The sequence below is a fragment of the Arthrobacter sp. SPT-J7 genome (genome assembly GCF_059089965.1).
On the sequence record NZ_JBNHFF010000038.1, the window covers coordinates 1 to 19,622 of the forward strand.

Sequence of the window (19,622 nt, forward strand, 5' to 3'; positions counted from 1 at the left end):
GAGCGCCCGGGGTCCGACCCCATGGAATTCGCGAACTTTGGGTCATCCTCGTGAAGCTGCTTCTCCAGCTGCTCAAGCAGCTTCTGTTCGTGCTCCGACAGCGGCATCACGACCTCCTTTTGTAGGCCAACATCCGGGCTGATCCCAGCCATTACTTCTGCTCGGATAACGTCCGGCATGCCTTAGAGGTTCCCGCCCCGCCGGCTATGGCGAAAACGTCAACCTGGCATGCCGGCGCCGGAGCGGAAGCATGTCCAAGAGAGCCTGGTAGTGTGTCCAGTCACTCAAAAACTTCGTATCTATAAGGATAGTTTGTTCAGGGCCGTTCTGAAAGACGGCAATGACTTTCCCGGCGCCCTCCGGCCGCTTGTCCGCCCGGTTCATCCGGACCCGCTGCCCGGCTCCAGTAGGCGGGCGGGAAGAACCGATTTACCACCGAATTTGCGGGCCACCCGGTCCACGGCCTGCTCCGCGGCCCGCCAGTTGTCATCCCTGCGGTCTATACTCAGCTGGAGCGACGTCCGCGCTGCTTCTTCGAGCTGTTCGGCCCGCACTCCTACAAGCCGGACCGTCATTGTCCTGGCCACGGAGTCAAGGAGCTGAAGCGCCACTCCGTAGATGAGTTGCGCACTGTCTACGGGCGTCTGAACCGTCCGGCTGCGCGTGATGGTGGAAAAGTCTGCGAAGCGCAGCTTCAAGGCAACGGTTCGGGCCACCATGCCCGAACTTCGCAGCCGTTCTGCCGTACGGTGTGAAAGCCGCAGCAGCTCACGGTGAAGGAGGGCGTCGTCGGCGGTGTCCTCGGCGAAGGTCTCCTCGGCCCCGATGCTCTTCTCGAGACGGACGGGCGTGACGGGGCGCGGGTCTATCCCCCACGCGAGTTGGTGTACGTGGATTCCGGTGGCGCCAAGCATCTTTTTGAGGGAGGACACCGGCGTGGCCGCCAGGTCCGCTACGGTTTTGATGCCCATCCTAGCCAGGACGTCGGTGGTTTTCACGCCCACGCCCCACAGCGCTCCGACCGGCAGGCTGTGGAGATAGGGAACAGTTTCGTCCGGCCCGATCAGGAGCAGGCCGTCAGGTTTGCAGCGGGTGGAGGCGATTTTCGCCACAAACTTGGTTTCGGCAATCCCCACCGAGGCTGTGATTCCCAAGTCAGCCGCCACCCTGCTTCGGATCAGCTCACCGATGGTACGCGGCGGACCCAGCCGGCGTATGGCGCCACCAACATCCAGGAACGCTTCGTCTACGCTGAGCGGTTCCACGAGTTCCGTGACGGATCCGAAGATTGCCATCAGCTCGGCGGAAACTTCGTAGTACACCTTGTGCCGGGGCTCGATGATTACTGCCTGGGGGCACATGCGCATTGCTACTGCCATTGGCATGGCCGACTTGACGCCGAATGCCCTGGCTTCGTAAGAGGCGGACAGGACAACCGAACGCTCCGCCGGGTAACCAACAATGACCGGCTTACCCTTCAATTCGGGCCGTGTGCGCAGTTCCACGGAGACGAAAAAGGCGTCTATGTCCACGTGCATGATGCAGTTGGGCCTGCGGCGTTGGAGGCCTGCTCCGGCCGGTTCGTTCGTCCCCACAGGTCCCACGGCTGCAATCCTATCGCTTTGTACTGACTAAACTGGAGGCTGAATCCGGCATCTACACCAGGAGGAAAGTCCCTGTGACGGTCATTGGAAACCTTAGGCCAGCAACCCTGGCCGCTTTTGCTGTCGGGGCGGCGTTGGCCCTCGCTGCCTGCAGCCCAACGCCCCCAAGAACACCGGAACCCTCCGCCTCCGCATCGGTAGTGCAAACGTCCCAGTCCACTGTGACAGCCTCGGCCAGCCCCTCCGCCTCGCCCAACACGTCCGCCACAGTGGGTGCCGTCGTCGAAGGATTCCCCCAGCAGCTCCTGCCGCTCATGCCCGGCGCGAGCGTGGTGTCCAGCAGCTTCGACAAGGCCTCGACACCGGCGACCGCCGCCCTCGTGGCCACCATCACCGCGCCTACTGCAGCCGTCCTGGACTTTTACACCAAAGAGCTGGAGGGCCGCGGGTTCAAGGCAGTTCCCGGTGAGTCCGTGGGGGCCGTAGCTTCGAAGGACTTTGTCCGGGGCGACAACGAGACGGTCAATCTCTCTGCCGTGGAAGCGGCCGGTGTTGTCACGTTTACCATCGGCGCCAACGTGGCAGCTGAGTCAGCCAAGTGACGGCAGCTGAGCAGTTAAGGAATGAACAGGCCGCCTTTGTGGCCGCAGTTGCCGGCGAACTGACTGACTTTCTCAGGTCCCGGCAGTCCATTATGTCCGCGATTTCACCGGACATCGAACCAATTATGGGCTCCATCTCCAACCTGGTGACCGGCGGAAAGCGCCTCCGGGCGCTGATGTGCTACTGGGGGTGGCGGGGCGCCGGCGGCGAACCGTCGGCGCAGCAGGTCGTGACGGCCGGAGCCGCGCTGGAATTGTTCCAGGCCGCCGCACTGATCCATGACGACATCATTGACCGTTCGGACACCAGGCGGGGCGGACCCAGTGTCCACCGCCGCTTCAGCGAACTCCATGGGACCCGCGGCTGGGCCCTGGACAGTGAGCGGTTCGGGCAGGCCGCTGCCATCCTCACCGGAGACCTTTGCCTCTCGTTCAGCGAGGAAGCGTTCACGGATATTGGCGAGCACGCCGCAGCGGGCAGCCGTGCCCGGCTGATCTTCAACCTCATGCGGGCAGAGGTCATGGCCGGCCAGTACCTGGACATCCTGGAGGAAGTTGCGGGCCCGGTTCGGGACCGCGCAGGCGCGGTCAGCAGGGCCCAGTCAATCATCAGGTTCAAGTCAGCCAAGTATTCGACCGAGCACCCTCTCGCGCTCGGTGGAGCACTCGCGGGCGCCTCGAACGAACTGCTCCGCGGCTACTCCGCGTTCGCTTTGCCCCTGGGCGAGGCCTTCCAGCTTCGGGACGATGTACTCGGCGTCTTCGGCGATCCACTCACCACGGGCAAGCCCGCCGGCGACGACCTGCGTGAAGGCAAACGGACCGTTTTGGTGGCGCTGGCCCTGGACCAGGCGTCGGCAGCCGAATCTGCCTTTATCGACGCCAGACTTGGCAGCCCCGACCTCGCCGATGAAGACATTCTTGAAATCCGTCGGATCATCGAGGAGTCGGGAGCCTTGCAGGCCACCGAAGTCCTGATCAATGAATTCGGCGCGGCAGCATTCGACGCCCTCGAGGCACTTCCACTGGACGAACTGCCAAAAACCGCGCTGCGGAGGCTGGCTGAAGCAACCGTCAGCCGCGCCTCCTGATTCGAGCGGCTAAAGCCTGACGGCTACCAGGCCAGGGTCTGTGCCCTGCGCCTGATTTCTGTTTTACGGCCCTCCCGCAGGGCATCAATGGGACGGCCGCGCAGTGATTCGTCAGGCGTGAAAAGCCAAACGATGAGGTCCTCGTCGGAATAGCCGGCGTCAGCGAGTACAACGATGGTGCCTTTGAGGCTCTCCACCACTTGGCCGTCCTGAATGAATTCAGCCGGAACCGAACGGATATTGCGCTCTCCCACCCGCAAAGCCGCCAAAGCATGTTCGTCAAGCAAACTGTGGACCCTGGTGATGGAAACATCCAATAAACGGGCGACGTCGGGCAAGGGCAACCATTCGCCCACGAGGTTTTCTACGTTACTCACGGATCAAGGTTGCCATGGTGCGTACCGTCGCGCCTAGTCGGGAAATTCACGGCAGCGCTCTGACACGCGAACACTCCACGAATCACTGCTTGCAGGTAATGCGGGAATTCTTGTGCTAATTGCAAATTCGTGAGAGATTCACATGGATCACATTTGTAACAGCAATAACTTGAGTAACAGTAGTATCAGAATGACAGCGGCATCCCCGCCCGCGCCCGCAGTTGAGAAGAGGATTCTTTCCATGACGATGTCCCGCTCGCCCAAGCAGTCCCCCAAGCCGAGCCTGCCTATGATCGCTGCCACCACGGCAGCGTTGCCAGCGGTCGTATTGTCATCCTTAGCCCTCGCCCAGCCTGCCGCCGCGGAACAGCCTGCCCGCGCGGTCCCGGCCACCCTCGCCGCAGCCATGAAAGCACAGGCGGCCGCCCAGGCAACGGCAGCTGTCATCCCGGCGTCGTCCGTCTCCACCGCGATCCCCACCGCCTTCAAGCCGGCGCAGCCGACGGCGCCGGCTGAGTACACCATCGCCCGGGGCGACACCATCAGCGCCATTGCGGGCAGGTTCGGGCTGAACACGGGTGAAGTCCTGAAACTCAACAACCTGCAGGCAAACACCATCATTTACCCCGGGCAGAAGATCAAATTGTCAGGTTCGGCCGCCGCGCCGGCAGCCCCCGCTCCGGCAGTTGCTCCCGCCGCCCCTTCCGCTCCCGCCGGCGGTGCCAGCTACACCGTGAAGCCGGGCGACACCCTGGGCGCCATTGCCGCAAAGCACAGGGTGAGCCTGGCCGACGTCTTTGCCTGGAACAACCTCAACATGCGTTCCATCATCTACCCGGGGCAGAAAGTCAAAGTGGGCGGCGGATCCGCCGCTCCAGCTCCTGCCGCTCCAGCTCCTGCTCCGTCAGCACCGGCCCCTGCCCTGGCGAACTCATCCGCTACTGCCCCGGCATCCGGCTCGTACACGGTCAAGGCCGGTGACACTCTTTCCGGCATCGCTTCGCGCCACGGCGTCAAGCTTTCGGATCTCCTCTCCGCCAACCGGATGAACATGGGCACCGTGATCTACCCGGGCAACAAGCTGGCCATCCCCGGCGCCGGCCAGCAGGCCCCGCAGCCCGCGGCCTCTGTTACGCCGCTGGTACCAAGTTCCTTCCTTGGCTTCAGCTACCCGGCAGCCGTGGTGAGCTCAGCGAACGAAAACAAGGCGCTCCTGAACGCTTCGCCTGTCCCCTCCCGTGAGCAGATGCGCGGCATTGTGGCGGATACCGCGCGTGCCATGGGCGTGGAGCCTTCACTTGCCCTTGCCTTCGCCCACCAGGAGTCCGGCTTCGACCAGCGCGCGGTATCCCCCGCGAACGCCATCGGGACCATGCAGGTCATCCCCAGCTCGGGCCAGTGGGCATCGGACCTGGTGGGGCGGAAGCTGAACCTCCTGGATCCCTACGACAATGCGACGGCCGGGGTGGCGATCATCCGCCAGCTCCTCGCCACCAGCAAGGACCGTGACACAGCCATCGCCGGCTACTACCAGGGCCAGTATTCGGTGAGCAAATACGGCATGTACGACGACACCAAGGCCTACGTCGCGGCCATCAAGGCACACCAGAAGAACTTCGGCTAGCACCGCTCGCTTCCCCAAAATCGGAAGCGGCGGGGAGAAGGCGGCACGGGTCCGGACCGGTATCGGTTCGGACCCGTTTCATTGCTGGATTACGATCATAGGGTGCAGGAACACGTGTCAGACCCTCTGGTAGGGACCTTGGTGGACAACCGGTACGCCGTCAGGTCCAGGCTGGCGCGCGGCGGCATGTCCACCGTCTACGTGGCCACGGACCAGAGGTTGGAGCGGGACGTGGCCCTGAAGGTGCTGCACCCCCACCTCTCCGCCGATGAGAGTTTCCTCGGCAGGCTGGGCCGGGAGGCCAAAGCTGCCGCCCGGCTGTCCCACCCCCACGTAGTGGGAGTGCTGGATCAGGGCACTGACGCCCACACCGCGTATCTGGTCATGGAGTACATCAAAGGCCATACGCTGCGGGATGTGATGAGGGACAAGGGTGCGCTTCCGCCCCGGCTTGCTTTGGCGCTGATCGATCCTGTGGTGGAAGGCCTGGGCGCCGCCCACACGGCGGGATTCATCCACCGGGACGTTAAACCCGAAAACGTCCTCATAGCCGATGACGGCAGAATCAAGATTGGCGATTTCGGGCTGGCCCGCGCAGTCACCACCTCCACCAGCACGGGAGCGCTCCTCGGCACCGTTGCCTACATCTCCCCCGAACTCGTCCTCGGTAAGTCCGCTGACGCCCGGAGCGACGTGTACTCGGTGGGCATCATGCTTTACGAGATGCTGACCGGCCAGCAGCCGTTCACCGGCGAGGTCCCGATCCAGGTGGCCTACCAGCACGTCAATGGCGCGGTGGGCCCGCCTTCCGCCCTGGTGCCGGGCCTGGCCGCGGAGGTGGATGAACTGGTGCAGTGGTGTACGGCCAACGATCCGGAAAACCGCCCCATCGACGGCAATGCGCTGCTCCAGGAACTGCGCCACATCAGGACCAACCTCAGCGATAGCGAACTGGACCTGCAGCCTCCCGCCGCGTTGGATGCCGCCGGCCAGGACACCGCCGGAAACCAAAACCACACCGAAGTAATATCCCGCACAAACAATCCAACAAGCGTTATGCCGTTTGGGCGCCCGGCTGCGCCACCATACCGGCCGCTGCAGCCGCACCCAGGTCAGGGCCCCGGACGGGAGGCGCCGCCCGCGGCGCCCGGTCAACGGCACGTCCTCACCCCGCCGAATAAGGACGACGACGCCCCGTGGACTGCGGCGCCGCCGCCACTGAGCAAGCGGGCGCAGCGCAAAGCCGACAAGGAAGATGAGAAGGCCCGGGCGCGCGCTGCAGCCACTCCGGCACGCAACCTCCGCGAAGGCAGCCAGCGCCGCCGCGGAGTCCTGTGGGTGGTGGTCCTGGTCATCGCAGCACTGCTGGCCACAGGTGCCGGCTGGTTTTTCGGTATGGGCCCCGGCTCCGCCGCAGCCATCCCTTCCGTGGCAAACAAGACGGTGGCACAGGCCCAGGAACTCCTGAGCCAAGCGGGTTTCCGGTCCACAACCAGGGACGTTTTCGACGACGACGTCCCCAACGGGCTGGTTGTAGGCACCGAACCGCCGGCCGGCTCTGAGATCCGGAAATTCCAGCCTGTCTCGGTGTTTGTCTCAAAGGGACCGCAACTTTTCCCCCTGCCCGGGCTCACCGGCGGCACCCTGGAGGAAGCCAAGACTGGACTCAACGCCGCCGGGATGGCGCTTGGAACCGTCACGGAACAGTTTCATGAGGCTATAGCCGCTGGCGTTGTGATGTCGCAGGATCCGGCCGCCGGCGCTCCAGCACCCCGTGGAACGCCCGTCAACCTGGTGGTCTCGAAGGGCCCCGAGCCCATTCCGGTGCCCAACGTGGTGGGGCAGGATGAGCATGATGCAAGAGACGCCATAGAAGCGGCCGGGCTGGAGGCTGACGTTGCGCGGGAAGAGGTTTTCGACAGGAACATCCCCGAGGGCGCTGTGGTCAGCCAGTCTCCGGCCAGCGGAACCCTTACCCGCGGCGGAACGGTGACCCTGACCATCTCGAAGGGGCCCAGGATGGTGGAAGTGCCCAGCTACATTGGCAAGCAGGCAGCGGAGGCGAAGCGGGCCCTTGAGGCCCTCGGCTTCCGTGTGCAGGTGAACAACATCCTGGGCGGCTTCTTCGGCACAGTCCGCAACCAGGATCCTGTGGACACCGAGGTACCTGAAGGGTCCGTCATCACACTGACCGTGGTGTAGGCGGGCCCGGCCCGCCCACACCAGGCACCCGCAGGTGCCAGCCGAACATCAGTGCTTGGCACAGCTCAGTGCTTGGCGAGTGCCCCTGCCACAAGGAACGCCATTTCCAGTGACTGCATGTGGTTCAGCCGGGGATCGCAGACCGACTCGTAGCGGTCCAGGAAAGCGTCCTGATCAATCGGATCAGCGCCGCCGAGGCACTCCGCGACGTCGTCGCCGGTCATCTCCACGTGCAGGCCGCCGGGAACAGTCCCCAGGGCGTGGTGCACCTCGAAAAAGCCGCGCACTTCGTCGATGACGTCGTCAAAGTTGCGGGTCTTGTAGCCATTCGGGGACGTCACGGTGTTGCCATGCATGGGGTCGGTAACCCAGAGGACCTGGGCGCCTGACGCGGTGACCTTTTCGACGACGGCGGGCAGCTTCTCGCGGATGTTACCAGCACCCATGCGGGTGATGAACGTCAGCCTGCCGGGCTCGCGCTCCGGGTCCAGCTTGTCGATCAGGCGGAGGGCGTCGTCGCCGGTGGTGGACGGGCCGAGCTTGACGCCGATCGGGTTCCGCACCCGGGAAAGGAAATCAACGTGTGCGTGGTCCAGCTCGCGGGTCCGCTCCCCAATCCAGAGGAAGTGTGCGGAGGTGTCGTACGGGAATCCGGTGCGGGAGTCGATCCGGGTGAGGGCGCGCTCGTAATCCAGGAGGAGGGCCTCGTGGCTGGCGAAGAACTCAACGCGCTTGAGTGCCTCAAAATCCGCACCGCAGGAATCCATGAACATAATGGCCCGGTCGATGTCCCGTGCCAGGGACTCGTAGCGGGCGTGGGCCGGGTTCTCGGTGAAGCCCTTGTTCCACTGGTGCACCGAGCGCAGGTCCGCGAATCCGCCTTGGGTGAAGGCGCGGATGAGGTTCAGCGTGGAGGCGGACGTGTGGTAGGCACGGAGCATGCGAGCGGCGTCGTGGCCGCGGGACTCAGGCGTGAAGTCGTAGCCGTTGACGATATCGCCGCGGTACGCCGGAAGCGTCACGCCGTCGCGGGTTTCGTCGTTGGACGAGCGGGGCTTGGCGAACTGGCCGGCCATCCTGCCCATCTTGATAACGGGCATTGCGGCGCCGTACGTCAGGACCACCGCCATCTGGAGGATGGTCTTGACGCGGGCGCTGATCTTGTCCGCCGTGGCTGCTTCGAAGGTTTCGGCACAGTCGCCGCCCTGCAGCAGGAAGGCCTTGCCCTGGGCAGCAGCAGCCAGCCGCTCGCGGAGGACATCCACCTCGCCGGCGAAGACCAGCGGAGGAAGGACGGAGAGTTCCTTTACCGAGGCATCGAATACGTCCCTGTCCTGCCAGCTGGGCTGCTGGGAAATGGGCAGGTCCCGCCAATCATCGAGTCCGGGATAGTTGGCCGCTCCGCTCTGGGCGGTGCTGGACAGCGAAAAGGCAGGTTTTGCAGATAGCTCAGTCACCCTCTAAGACTAACGGTCGCGCAGGCGTGGGGAACACCACGGCGTCACGCATCCCGGGGACGGCGTCACAGTCATCCACCCAACCGCCAGCGGATCCGGAAGGCTGCCGGCGGGGAGCCAACATGGCTCACGCAGTGGCGGCAGCCCCGCCGTCGTCCTGCTGCTTTGCGGGGTCGGGAACCAGTTCCCCGGCACCGGCACGGGGGGCACCGGCATCGGCATCCGAGCCGCCACGGATGCCCTCGGAAGGCACGGGCGTGGCAAGGGGTTCCGCAGCCGCTGCAGGGTCAACGGGCTTGCCTGCGAGCCGGAGCTTGACGACGGCCGCATACTCATCCACGTATTCCTGCCCGGAGAGCCGCATCAACTCGAACATGATTTCGTCCGTGACCTGCCTCTGGACCAAACGGTCCTCGGCCTGGTCGTGGTACCTGCTGAAGTCTAGCGGCTCACCAAAAATCATGCCGATCCTGCGGATGTTCGGCAGGCGCTTGCCGATGGGCTGCACTTTGTCGGTGCCGATCATTGCCACGGGAACCACCGGGACTCCGGCCTTGAGCGCGAGCCTGGCCACGCCCACCTTTCCGCGGTAGAGGCGCGCATCGGGGCTGCGGGTCCCCTCCGGGTAGATGCCCAGCAGCCCGCCATGCGTGAGGACGTCCATTCCGGCGCTCAGCGATGCCTCAGATGCCGCACCGCCGGACCGGTCCATGGGCAACTGGTTGGTAAGCCTGAAGAACAGGGCCGTCAACCTGCCTTTGATTCCCGTGCCGGTAAAGTACTCGGACTTGGCCAGGAACACCACCGGCCGGCGGACCATCAAGGGCATAAAAATCGAGTCGGAAAACGAGAGGTGGTTGGAAGCGATAATCGCCGCGCCCTCGGCCGGAATGTTGTCCAGGCCTTTCACCCACGGGCGGAAAAGCAGCTTCAGCACCGGACCCAGGAAGATCCTTTTCATCATCCAATAGAACACGTGCGAAACCCCTCCGGAAAGCAGCCCTCAGGCCCCGCGTCGGGCCTGGCCAGCAGTTCAATGCAACCCTACTCTAGTGAGATTTGCCGGGAACAGTGACACGATGGAGTCATGAGCGAAAGCAGCACCCCGCCCCGTCCTGCCGCTTTCAGCTATCCCGGCCACGGAGCCAACGCGCGGATTGGCGTGGCAATCTGCCACGGTTTCACCGGCAGCCCCCTGAGTGTGCTGCCGTGGGCAGAACACCTCGCTTCGCAAGGGTATGCGGTAACCGTTCCCCTGCTGCCCGGGCACGGGACTGACTGGCGCCACCTTGCCCGGACGCGCTGGAACGAGTGGTACCACAGCTTCGAAGGTGCCTACCTGGAGCTTTCGGAGCGGACCGATACCTGCTTCGTCGCAGGGTTGTCCATGGGCGGAGCCATCGCGCTGCTGACTGCTTCCAGGCACACCGTGGCGGGCGTCTCGGTGGTGAACCCCGGCCTGAGCTTCTATGACCGCCGGGTACGCGTCATAGGCGTGCTGAAGTATTTCCAGAAGACCACCCTCCCTATCCAGGAGGAGCAACCCACGGCGGTTGTCACCGAAGACGGCGACTATTCGCGCACTCCGCTGTCCGCCGTCCACGAGCTGAAGAGACTGTTCGGGGCTGCCACCCGGGGCCTGCCCCGCGTCACGGCTCCCGTGCAGGTGTTCAAGTCTCAGACGGACGCAGTAGTCCCGCCCACCTCGCTGGCAGTACTGAGAGACCGCCTGGGGACGCACCTTCAAGAGGTAGTCAGCCTTGCCAGCAGCGGCCATGTGGCTACGCTGGACGTGGATGCGCCGGAGATCTTTTCGAAATCCAGCGCCTTTTTCCATGCCCACGCCCACCAGAACACCTCAGTGGAGACCCCATGACCTCCAGTCCGGACCACAGCCCGTACAGCAGTCCTTTCATTGGTGAGGGGCCCCGAATCGGCGTGGTGCTCTCGCACGGATTCACGGGAAGCCCGCATGGCCTGCGTACCTGGGCCCATACCTTCGCTGCCGCCGGTTTCGCTGTCCGCATGCCGCTGCTGCCGGGCCACGGCACCAGTTGGCAGGAGCTCGCCCGGACTAAGTGGCAGCAATGGCATGGAGCACTTGATGAGGCCTACCTGGAACTTGACGCGGAGTGCGACCACGTCTTTGCGGCCGGCATCAGCATGGGAGGCGCGCTGGCGCTGCGCATCGCCGCCACGCGTCCGGTGGCCGGGGTGGTCCTGGTGAATCCGGGGCTGGTGATTGACGATCCGCGCGCTCCGCTCGCCGGAATCCTGAAACTGGTTATGAAAAGCACACCGGCCATCGCGAACGACATCCTTAAAAAAGGCATGGATGAGGGCGCCTATGCCCGCACTCCGGTGGCGGCCGCCCACGAAGTCAACAAGATGTTCAAGGACACCATCAGGATGCTGCCCAGGGTCACTGCTCCTGTGCAGGTTTATCGGTCCACGGTTGACCATGTGGTGTCTGACTCCAGCATCGTGGCGCTGCGCCGCGGCCTCACGCACGCTCCCCTGGAGCTGGTCCGGCTGGAAAACAGCTACCACGTGGCCACCATGGACAACGACGCCGACCAAATCTTTGCGGGTTCTGTGGACTTCATTCGCAGCGCGGTTTCCACGGCCGGCGCTGCGGATGCCTCAGTTGGGCTGCCCGGCCAGGAGGCCTCCCATGAACAGGCCTGATCCCGGCTCCGCGGACCAGGGCGCCAACCACGACGACGCCGTCTGGCTTGACCTGGTGGCCCGCCTTGAATCAGACTCCCTGGCAGGCCCTGCCGGTACAGATACTGGCGCTACGGGTAATGCCGACCGCCCCGGGGCGCCCGAAGGAACTCCTGCTCCCCCGGCCAGGCCCGCCACCTTCCGGGACTTCGATCCCCTCGGCCTTGCTGGAGCTGCTCCCACCGAGCTTTCCGCCGCCGAACGGCAGGAGTCGGCCTCCACACCCCGTGACGCCGCCGACGGCAAGGCGGCCCGGGGGCCACGGGCGTATGACGTGGACGGGGACGACGGCGAGTTCATTCCCGAGGAGCCGCCGAGCCTGGCCGGAACCGACCCCCTGACCATGCTGGCCTGGCTGGCCGCGGTCGGCGGGCCCATAGCCCTGCTGCTGTCGGCCATGTTCTGGCGCTCGGCACCGCTGCTCGCGATCGTGGGCATCGTGGCCGTGTTTGTCCTGGGCACGGTCTACCTGATCATGAAGCTCCCGCAGGAAAAAGACGAGAACGACGACGGCGCCCGCGTTTAGTGCCTCAGGCGCGCACCCTGCTGCTCACCCGGGACAGATCAGCCGCCCCGATCAGGCCGGCATTCGGTCCGAGGGCCGCCAGCTGAATGCCGGCGGCCGGCCGGAAGCCGCGGCCGGTCAGGTTGCGGGCGAAGGCCTTTCGGGCAGGTTCCACCAGCAGGTCCCCTGCTGAACAGAGGCCGCCGCCGATGACGAACAGGCCGGGATCCAGCGCCGCGGCCAGGTTGGCCAGTCCGAGTCCGAGCCAGTCACCTACTTCGTCGATCAGCTCACGGGAAGCCGCGTCACCGGCCAAGGCCAGCTCAGTGACAATTGCACCGGTGATCGTGTCGGTGTTGCCACCCACGGCAGCGAGGAGGTCCTGGGCTACCGGGGAGTTCGCCCGCGCCAGGATCCGGGCCTCACGTCCCAGCGCGTTCCCGGACGCGTACTGTTCCCAGCATCCCCGGTTGCCGCACTCGCACCGATGGCCGCCGGGCATGATGATCTGGTGGCCGAACTCGCCGGCTACGCCAAACCTGCCGCGCTCCACGCGCCCGTCCATCACCATGGCCCCGCCAATTCCCGTGCCCAGGGTGATGCACACCAGCCGGGCTTCACCCTGACCGGCACCAAAGCGCCACTCCGCCCACGCCGCGGCGTCGGCGTCGTTGGCCAGCAGGACGGGACGACGCAACAGGTTCTGCAGGTTTTTCCGGAGCGGTTCGTTCCGCCAGGCGAGATGCGGACTGAAAAGTACCGTGCCGCCGTCGAGGTCCATCCACCCGGCGGCGCCGATCCCGACTGACCAGATGCGGTGCCCCCGGCCAAGCTCCTCCACCAGCTCCACGATGACTTGTTCAACTGCCCGCGGATCCGTGCCCGGCGTTGAGCGGCGCGCCTCGTTGAGGATCCTGCCTTCGGCGTCCACCACACCGGCGGCCACCTTGGTGCCCCCGATGTCGATTCCGATCGCAAGGCCCTTCCGGCCAAGGCGCAGGTGTTCGCGGAAGCCCTCACCATGACGCAGCCTGGTCCGGCCAGTGATCGGGCGCCGCCTCCACGGAACCGGGCGTCGCAAGGGGCCGGCTTGTTCGCCGGGAGGCGGTGCGTACATAGTCAACCATTCTAGGCTTGCGGTTCCGGGGGTGAAGCAAGCAGTCCCCGCATGTCCCGCCCGGGACCATTGACGCCAAAGTTACTCGTCAGTAGGTTTAGTTTCTGCACGGCCCGGTACAGGCGTACTAGTCTTTAGGCATACCCCTGCGCGGGTCTTCGGATATCAAAGGAGCTATAGTGCGCGAATTCAGTGTTCCGCCTCTTGTTGTTGTCCCACCGGAAACCAACATCACTGATCTGGTATTGCGGCAGGCTGCAAAGCCCAGCAACCCTGCACTGTTTTCGCGGCTCGACTCCGCCGGTGCCTGGCAGGACATTCCAGCCAAGGACTTCCTGGCCGACGTCTCTGCCCTTGCGAAAGGACTGATGGCAAGCGGCGTGGCTGCGGGTGACCGCGTAGGCATCATGTCCCGCACCCGTTACGAATGGGCGCTGGTGGACTTTGCCATTTGGTTTGCAGGTGCAGTATCGGTTCCGATTTACGAGACCTCCTCCCCGTCGCAGGTGGCTTGGAACCTCGGTGACTCCGGTGCGGTGGCAGCCTTCGGCGAAGCAGCACACCATGAGGACGTGATCCGCCAGGCGGTGACGGCCGAGGGCCTCACAGCACTCCACCACGTGTGGCAACTGGAAGGCCAGGGGCTGGATGCCCTTCGTGAAGCCGGCCGCGAGGTCAGCGACGCAGACCTGGAGTCGCGGCGCGCCATGGCAAACCTGGACGACATCGCCACCATCATCTACACCTCCGGCACTACGGGCCGTCCCAAGGGCTGCGAACTTACGCACGGAAACTTCGTTGAACTCTCGGACAACGCCCTCGCCATCATCGGCGAGATCGTCCATGAGAACGCGAAGACCATCATGTTCCTGCCGCTGGCCCACGTTTTTGCGCGCTTTATCTCCGTCCTGGCCATGGCCGCCGGGACCACAGTGGCCCATACACCCGACATAAAGAACCTCCTCGCCGATCTGCAGAGCTACGAGCCCACCTTCATCCTTGCCGTGCCGCGAGTGTTCGAAAAGGTTTACAATTCGGCGCTGACCAAGGCGGAGGACGGCGGCAAGGGTGCCATTTTCCACAAGGCCGCTGACACTGCTATCGCCTTTTCCAAGGCACGCCAGAGCGGGCGGGTAGGTTTAGGCCTCAAGCTTCGCCACGCTCTCTTCGACAAACTGGTGTACAGCAAGCTGCGGGCAGCCATGGGCGGCCACGTTGCCCACGCCGTGTCCGGCGGCGGGCCGCTGGGTGAGCGCCTGGGCCACTTCTTCCAGGGCATCGGTCTCCAGGTCCTCGAAGGCTATGGCTTGACTGAAACCACAGCCCCTATTTCCGTCAATACGCCGTCGCTGATCAAGATCGGTTCCGTGGGCAAGCCGTTGCCCGGGAACGCAGTCCGAATTGCCGAAGACGGCGAAATACTCGCTAAGGGTGTCTGCGTGATGCGGGGCTACTACAAGCGCGAGGACCTGACCTCGGAAACCTTCGCCGACGGGTGGTTCCGCACCGGCGATATCGGCCGCCTCGACGAAGACGGCTTTGTGTGGATCACCGGCCGCAAGAAGGAAATCATCGTGACCGCCGGTGGCAAGAATGTGATCCCCGCGCTGCTCGAGGACCAGATCCGAGCAGATGCCCTGGTCTCCCAGGTGCTGGTGGTCGGTGACAACAGGCCCTTCATCGGAGCCCTTGTCACCCTGGACCAGGAGGCCCTGCCCGGCTGGCTGCAGCGCCACAACCTCCCGGCAGACACGTCCCTCGAGGATGCGGCCAACAACTCCGTGGTCAAGGCAGCCGTCCAGGACCTGATCACCGCAGCGAACGCCTCCGTATCACAGGCCGAAGCGATCAAGTCCTTCCGGATCGTGCCTGCTGACTTCACCGAGGCCTCCGGACACCTGACGCCGTCCATGAAGGTCAAGCGGGCGCAGGTGATGAAGGATTTCGAGACGGTGATCGAGGAAATGTACGCCGCACCGCGCTCGTAGCAGGCATCACCTGAGGCAGGCCTGGTCCGGCAGCGTGCTTAGAAGCGGCCCGGCGCACCTGCTCGCCGCGAAGCGGCCTTAGCGTGGCAACGGAACAGCACGCAGAAGATTAGGCCTGCCACTGCCACATTCCGCGCCAGAAACAAGGAAGGGTCCTCCCAGTGGGAGGACCCTTCAATTGTTAACTCAGCTGCCGGGCTACTGCTCCACCACCAGCAGCAGGTCTCCACCCTCTACCTGTTCCACCGTGGAGATGGCGAGCCGGGCCACCTTACCGGCCACCGGCGTCGTGATGGACGCTTCCATCTTCATTGCTTCGATGGTGGCCACGGTGTCTCCCACGTTCACGGCGTCGCCGGGTTTGACGGTGACGGTGACAGCACCGGCGAACGGGGCTGCCACGTGGCCGGGCTGGCCCGGGTCGGCCTTCTCGGCCGCCTTGACGTTGCTGACTACGGAACGGTCCCGGACCACCACCGGCCGGGACTGGCCGTTGAGGGTACACATGACCGTGCGCATGCCCTTTTCGTCAGGCTCGGAGACGGCTTCGAGGGACGCGATCAGCCGCACGCCCTTCTCCAGCTGGATCTCGTGCTCGGCGCCGCGCTGGAGTCCGTAGAGGTAATCGCGGGTGTCCAAAACCGAGATGTTTCCGTAGGTTTCCACGCTCTTCAGGTAGTCCTTGGTGGGACCTTCGAAGAGCAGCCGGTTCAGCGTGTTCTGGCGGGTCTTGGAATCGGACTTCAGGGCGGCGCTGTCCTCGGCGCTGAGTTCCACGTCGCGGACCTTCACACTCCTGCCTTGGAGGGCCTTGGTGCGGAAGGGCTCGGGCCAGCCTCCCGGCGGGTCACCCAGTTCACCGGAAAGGAATCCGATGACTGAATCCGGGATGTCGTAGTTCTGCGGGTTCTCGTTGAAGTCGGCCGGGTCCGCGTTCAGTCCCACCAGGTGCAGGGCGAGGTCGCCCACCACCTTGGAGGACGGCGTGACCTTGACCAGGTGGCCCAGGATCCGGTCGGCGGCGGTGTACATGTCCTCGATCGCCTCAAACCGCTCCCCGAGTCCCAGGGCCATGGCCTGCTGGCGGAGGTTGGAGAGCTGCCCGCCGGGGATTTCGTGCTGGTACACACGCCCGGTGGGGCCCGGAAGACCCGATTCGAACGGTGCGTAGACGCGGCGGACCGCTTCCCAGTACGGCTCCAGCGAACTGACTGCGGCCAAGCTGAGGCCAGTGTCCCGCGGGGTGTGTGCCAGTGCTGCGACCAGGGCGGAGGCTGAAGGCTGGCTGGTGGTTCCGGCCAGCGATGCGGAGGCGACGTCCACTGCGTCGACCCCGGCATCCACAGCGGCCAGCAGGGTGGCGAGCTGGCCCCCTGCGGTGTCGTGGGTGTGCAGGTGCACCGGCAGGTCGAAGCGTTCCCGGAGGGCGGAGACGAGTTTCGCCGCGGCGGCGGGACGCAGCAGTCCTGCCATGTCCTTGATGGCCAGGATGTGGGCTCCGGCGTCCACGATCTTCTGGGCGAGGCCCAGGTAGTAGTCCAGCGTGTAGAGCGTTTCCTCGGGATCCAGCATGTCGCCGGTGTAGCAGAGCGCGACCTCGGCGACGGCGGTGCCTGTTGCCCGGACGGCACGGATGGCGGGTGCCATCTGGCTGACATCGTTCAAGGCGTCGAAGATGCGGAAGATATCGATGCCCGTGGCCGCTGCCTCATTAACGAAGGCTTCCGTGACCTCTTCCGGGTAGGGCGTGTAACCCACCGTGTTGCGGCCGCGGAGGAGCATCTGGAGGCACACGTTCGGAAGCGCCTGGCGAAGGGCGGCGAGCCGGTCCCAGGGATCCTCGCCCAGGAACCGGAGGGCAACGTCGTACGTGGCGCCGCCCCAGGCCTCAACGGAAAGCAGCTCCGGCATGAGCGCCGTAACTGCGGGGCCGGCTGCCACGAGGTCGCGGGTGCGGACGCGGGTGGCCAGGAGCGACTGGTGGGCGTCCCGGAAGGTGGTGTCCGTGACGGCCACGGCGTTCTGTTCACGAAGCGCCCTGGCAAAACCTTCAGGCCCCAGCTCAAGTAGCCTCTGCCGTGATCCCGGTGCTGCCTGTTTGTCCTTGACGGAAGGCAGCTTGCTGGCAGGATTCGAGTGCACGGTCAGCTCACCGTTCGGCTTGTTGACCGTGACTTCGGCAAGCCAGGTGAGGAGCTTGGTGCCGCGGTCGGCAGAGATACGCGCCTTGAGCAGCTGCGGGCGCTCGTCGATGAAGGACGTGGCCACATCGCCGGCGATGAAGTCCGGGTCGTCGAGCACCGCCTGGAGGAAGGAGATGTTGGTGGAGACACCGCGGATACGGAACTCCGCGAGGGCGCGGCGGGCGCGGGCGACGGCGGCCGGGTAGTCCCTGCCGCGGCAGGTGAGCTTCACCAGCATGGAGTCGAAGTGCGGGCTGATTTCGGCGCCCGAGTAGACAGTGCCGCCGTCGAGCCGTACGCCGGCTCCGCCGGCAGAGCGGTAGCCGGTGATCTTTCCGACGTCGGGGCGGAACCCGTTGGCGGGATCCTCGGTGGTGATGCGGCTCTGCAGTGCCGCGCCCTTCAGCTGCACGGAATCCTGGGAGAGGCCGAGGTCCGCCAGCGTTTCGCCCGCGGCAATCCGCATCTGGGCCTGGACGAGGTCGACGTCGGTGACTTCCTCCGTGACGGTGTGCTCCACCTGGATACGGGGGTTCATTTCGATGAAGACGTGCTGGCCGGCGCGCTCACCAACCGTGTCAACAAGGAACTCCACCGTGCCGGCGTTGACGTAGTTCAGGGCCTTGGCGAACTTAACGGCGTCCCGGTACAGCGCCTGCCGGATGCCTTCGTCCAGGTTGGGGGCCGGGGCAATCTCAATAACCTTCTGGTGGCGGCGCTGGATAGAGCAATCCCGCTCGAAGAGGTGCATCACGTTGCCCTCGGCGTCAGCCAGGATCTGCACTTCGATGTGGCGCGGGCGCAGGACGGCTTGCTCCAGGAACATGGTGGGGTCACCGAATGCTGCGTCCGCCTCACGCATGGCGGCCTGCAGGGCCTCCGGGAGTGCCTCGCGGGTATCCACCCGGCGCATGCCCCGCCCGCCGCCGCCGGCCACGGCTTTGGCGAAGATGGGAAAGCCGATCTCGTCCGCTGCCGCAATGAGCTCGTCCAGGTCCTTGGAGGGCGCGCTGGACTTCAGGACGGGAACACCGGCGTCACGGGCAGCCTTCAGGGCTGCCACCTTATTGCCCGCAAGTTCCAGCACCTCGGCCGGCGGACCGACGAAGGTAATACCGGCATCCTTGGCCGCGCGGGCCAGGTCCGGGTTTTCCGAGAGGAAGCCGTATCCGGGGTAGATGGCGTCCGCACCGGACTCCTTTGCTACGCGCACCACTTCGGCAACGTCCAGGTAGGCCCGGACGGGGTGGCCTTCTTCGCCAATCAGATAGGCCTCGTCCGCCTTCTGGCGGTGAATCGAGTTCCTGTCCTCATGGGGGAATACGGCAACGGTCTTAGCGCCCAGCTCGTAGCCGGCGCGGAAGGCCCTGATCGCGATTTCGCCGCGGTTGGCCACCAGAACTTTGGAAAACATACTTCTCCTGCATCATTGCGGGTGGATCGGTGAGTGGTCACAGTGTCTAGGACCTATAAGGGCAAACACAAATCTTTGTGGCCACCATCACAGATTTCCCCGTCATGTCCCGAGCCCTTCTGCCGGCCCGGGCGGAAACCGCCCCGGCAGCATAGTCGGTGCCATGCCGACGCCCCTTAAAGCAGGAATCGCCGACGCATCCACATATGATGAGTAGGGCGGCAGGACCGTCCGGCTTCGGCACTGCCGGAGCAAACATTACTCCCAACACGGCATCCGGCGTTAGGTTTTGGTCTCTCAAGTGCAAGTAGTCAGCATCAGCAGCCTCAAGGGTGGAGTCGGCAAGACTTCCGTCACCACAGGATTGGCGTCTGCAGCCCTTGCCGCAGGCATCCGCACGCTGGTGGTGGATCTTGATCCCCATGCAGACGCAACGACCGCCCTCGGCGTGCAGCCTGGCGACCAGCTTGATATCGGCAGGATGCTCAAGAGCCCCCGTCGGGCCAAACTCGCCGAGAACGTTGTGGGCAGCAGCTGGACGGCGCGGGCCCCATCAAATGGCTCGGGTCCAGCGGTCCTGGATGTCGCCATCGGCTCTGCCTACACGGGAATCTACGACCGGCCGGATCTCAGCCGCCGCGACCTGCGGCGGCTGTCCTCGGTGCTGGCCACGGCAGGGAACTACCAGCTCGTCCTGATCGACTGCCCCCCATCCCTTAATGGCCTGACCC

The 19,622-nt window shown here is 64.8% G+C and carries 16 protein-coding genes; 9 read left to right on the top strand and 7 right to left on the bottom strand.

Going from position 1 to position 19,622, the window contains the following annotated elements; all coding sequences use genetic code 11:
* Together AC5RWX_RS20740 and dinB are read right to left on the bottom strand one after the other, a co-directional pair.
* Nucleotides 1-107 (bottom strand): DUF3040 domain-containing protein (locus tag AC5RWX_RS20740; RefSeq protein ID WP_494098209.1); only part of this gene is annotated, 107 nt, incomplete at its 3' end.
* A gap of 273 nt (nucleotides 108-380) precedes the next feature.
* A complete protein-coding gene (gene dinB, locus AC5RWX_RS20745) occupies nucleotides 381-1,604 on the bottom strand; it encodes a DNA polymerase IV (RefSeq protein WP_494098195.1) in 1,224 nt (407 codons plus the stop codon).
* A gap of 74 nt (nucleotides 1,605-1,678) precedes the next feature.
* Here dinB and AC5RWX_RS20750 point away from each other — a divergent pair, with 74 nt between their 5' ends.
* Both AC5RWX_RS20750 and AC5RWX_RS20755 read left to right on the top strand, forming a co-directional pair.
* Nucleotides 1,679-2,206: a hypothetical protein gene (locus AC5RWX_RS20750; RefSeq protein WP_494098196.1), complete on the top strand. Its 528-nt coding sequence runs from the start codon at nucleotides 1,679-1,681 to the stop codon at nucleotides 2,204-2,206.
* Entirely contained in the window at nucleotides 2,203-3,297 is a 1,095-nt protein-coding gene (locus AC5RWX_RS20755) for a polyprenyl synthetase family protein (protein ID WP_494098197.1), read from the top strand. Before AC5RWX_RS20750 ends, AC5RWX_RS20755 begins: the two co-directional genes overlap by 4 nt.
* A gap of 23 nt (nucleotides 3,298-3,320) precedes the next feature.
* Here the strand turns inward: AC5RWX_RS20755 and AC5RWX_RS20760 are convergent, their stop codons facing one another.
* The gene (locus AC5RWX_RS20760; protein WP_458778889.1) at nucleotides 3,321-3,674 is read right to left on the bottom strand and encodes an Rv2175c family DNA-binding protein; all 354 of its coding nucleotides are present in this window, start codon (nucleotides 3,672-3,674) and stop codon (nucleotides 3,321-3,323) included.
* A 241-nt stretch (nucleotides 3,675-3,915) separates the two neighbouring features.
* On the opposite strand from AC5RWX_RS20760, the gene AC5RWX_RS20765 reads away from it, so the two are divergent.
* Nucleotides 3,916-5,298 carry a lytic transglycosylase gene (locus AC5RWX_RS20765; protein ID WP_494098198.1) on the top strand — a complete coding sequence of 461 codons (1,383 nt, stop codon included), beginning with the start codon at nucleotides 3,916-3,918 and terminating at the stop codon, nucleotides 5,296-5,298.
* Between the two features lie 102 nt (nucleotides 5,299-5,400).
* On the top strand, nucleotides 5,401-7,500 hold the full coding sequence (locus AC5RWX_RS20770; protein WP_494098199.1) for a Stk1 family PASTA domain-containing Ser/Thr kinase: 2,100 nt from the start codon (nucleotides 5,401-5,403) through the stop codon (nucleotides 7,498-7,500).
* A 65-nt stretch (nucleotides 7,501-7,565) separates the two neighbouring features.
* Here the strand turns inward: AC5RWX_RS20770 and AC5RWX_RS20775 are convergent, their stop codons facing one another.
* Both AC5RWX_RS20775 and AC5RWX_RS20780 read right to left on the bottom strand, forming a co-directional pair.
* Nucleotides 7,566-8,957 (bottom strand): class II 3-deoxy-7-phosphoheptulonate synthase, encoded by a 1,392-nt coding sequence (locus AC5RWX_RS20775; protein WP_494098200.1) that lies wholly within the window; start codon nucleotides 8,955-8,957, stop codon nucleotides 7,566-7,568.
* Between the two features lie 127 nt (nucleotides 8,958-9,084).
* A complete protein-coding gene (locus AC5RWX_RS20780) occupies nucleotides 9,085-9,933 on the bottom strand; it encodes a lysophospholipid acyltransferase family protein (protein WP_494098201.1) in 849 nt (282 codons plus the stop codon).
* 111 nt (nucleotides 9,934-10,044) lie between these two features.
* On the opposite strand from AC5RWX_RS20780, the gene AC5RWX_RS20785 reads away from it, so the two are divergent.
* Genes AC5RWX_RS20785 through AC5RWX_RS20795 form a run of 3 tightly spaced genes read left to right on the top strand, consistent with a single transcriptional unit; the run spans nucleotide 10,045 to nucleotide 12,210 of the window.
* Nucleotides 10,045-10,833, top strand: coding sequence for an alpha/beta hydrolase (locus AC5RWX_RS20785; RefSeq protein ID WP_494098202.1), 789 nt, complete (start codon nucleotides 10,045-10,047; stop codon nucleotides 10,831-10,833).
* Nucleotides 10,830-11,645 (top strand): alpha/beta hydrolase, encoded by an 816-nt coding sequence (locus tag AC5RWX_RS20790; protein WP_494098203.1) that lies wholly within the window; start codon nucleotides 10,830-10,832, stop codon nucleotides 11,643-11,645. The genes AC5RWX_RS20785 and AC5RWX_RS20790 overlap by 4 nt, the downstream gene beginning before the upstream one ends.
* Entirely contained in the window at nucleotides 11,632-12,210 is a 579-nt protein-coding gene (locus AC5RWX_RS20795; protein ID WP_494098204.1) for a hypothetical protein, read from the top strand. The genes AC5RWX_RS20790 and AC5RWX_RS20795 overlap by 14 nt, the downstream gene beginning before the upstream one ends.
* A gap of 4 nt (nucleotides 12,211-12,214) precedes the next feature.
* Here the strand turns inward: AC5RWX_RS20795 and AC5RWX_RS20800 are convergent, their stop codons facing one another.
* Entirely contained in the window at nucleotides 12,215-13,306 is a 1,092-nt protein-coding gene (locus AC5RWX_RS20800; RefSeq protein ID WP_494098205.1) for an ROK family glucokinase, read from the bottom strand.
* 179 nt (nucleotides 13,307-13,485) lie between these two features.
* Here AC5RWX_RS20800 and AC5RWX_RS20805 point away from each other — a divergent pair, with 179 nt between their 5' ends.
* A complete protein-coding gene (locus AC5RWX_RS20805; RefSeq protein WP_494098206.1) occupies nucleotides 13,486-15,294 on the top strand; it encodes an AMP-dependent synthetase/ligase in 1,809 nt (602 codons plus the stop codon).
* Nucleotides 15,295-15,492: 198 nt separating this feature from the next.
* Here the strand turns inward: AC5RWX_RS20805 and AC5RWX_RS20810 are convergent, their stop codons facing one another.
* Complete coding sequence (locus tag AC5RWX_RS20810; RefSeq protein ID WP_494098207.1) at nucleotides 15,493-18,891, bottom strand: pyruvate carboxylase; 3,399 nt, start codon at nucleotides 18,889-18,891, stop codon at nucleotides 15,493-15,495.
* Nucleotides 18,892-19,192: 301 nt separating this feature from the next.
* On the opposite strand from AC5RWX_RS20810, the gene AC5RWX_RS20815 reads away from it, so the two are divergent.
* Nucleotides 19,193-19,622: ParA family protein (locus AC5RWX_RS20815; protein WP_494098208.1), on the top strand; the 430-nt coding region annotated here is incomplete at its 3' end.

Bases quoted from the DNA above. Each gene is read 5' to 3' on its own strand.
- AC5RWX_RS20765 (WP_494098198.1), top strand. From the start codon at position 3,916: ATGACGATGTCCCGCTCGCCCAAGCAGTCCCCCAAGCCGAGCCTGCCT.
- AC5RWX_RS20785 (WP_494098202.1), top strand. From the start codon at position 10,045: ATGAGCGAAAGCAGCACCCCGCCCCGTCCTGCCGCTTTCAGCTATCCC.
- AC5RWX_RS20790 (WP_494098203.1), top strand. From the start codon at position 10,830: ATGACCTCCAGTCCGGACCACAGCCCGTACAGCAGTCCTTTCATTGGT.
- AC5RWX_RS20795 (WP_494098204.1), top strand. From the start codon at position 11,632: ATGAACAGGCCTGATCCCGGCTCCGCGGACCAGGGCGCCAACCACGAC.
- AC5RWX_RS20800 (WP_494098205.1), bottom strand. From the start codon at position 13,306: ATGTACGCACCGCCTCCCGGCGAACAAGCCGGCCCCTTGCGACGCCCG.
- AC5RWX_RS20810 (WP_494098207.1), bottom strand. From the start codon at position 18,891: ATGTTTTCCAAAGTTCTGGTGGCCAACCGCGGCGAAATCGCGATCAGG.